Genomic DNA, 336 nt, shown 5'->3' with positions numbered 1-336 from the left:
TTCTGATATTTCAGTTGTTGCATCTATTTTAGCTTGTTCTAATTTCTTAGCTTCATCTTTTGCTAAATTACTTTCGCTAAGTAATCTTGCAGCTTCTAATGCTTTAGTTACTTCTTCAACTGTTGTAGCTTTTTCTATTTCTTCTTGTGCTTTTAATCCTTCTGCTTCAGTTAAACCTTCTAATTCTGATATTTCAGTTGTTGCATCTATTTTAGCTTGTTCTAATTTCTTAGCTTCATCTTTTGCTAAATTACTTTCGCTAAGTAATCTTGCAGCTTCTAATGCTTTAGTTACTTCTTCAGACGTTTTAGTTTTTTCTATTTTTTTTTGTTCTTT

At 29.8% G+C, this 336-nt stretch carries 1 pseudogene; it reads right to left on the bottom strand.

The window, feature by feature from the left end:
- Positions 1 to 336 (bottom strand): annotated as a pseudogene (locus tag AWT72_RS08980) (GA module-containing protein); the annotation flags it as partial.

It is taken from the genome of Oceanivirga salmonicida, from assembly GCF_001517915.1.
Taxonomy (GTDB): Bacteria; Fusobacteriota; Fusobacteriia; order Fusobacteriales; family Leptotrichiaceae; genus Oceanivirga; species Oceanivirga salmonicida.
Note: the sequence above shows the minus strand (reverse complement) of the source record. Positions and strands in the feature narration are given on the sequence as shown.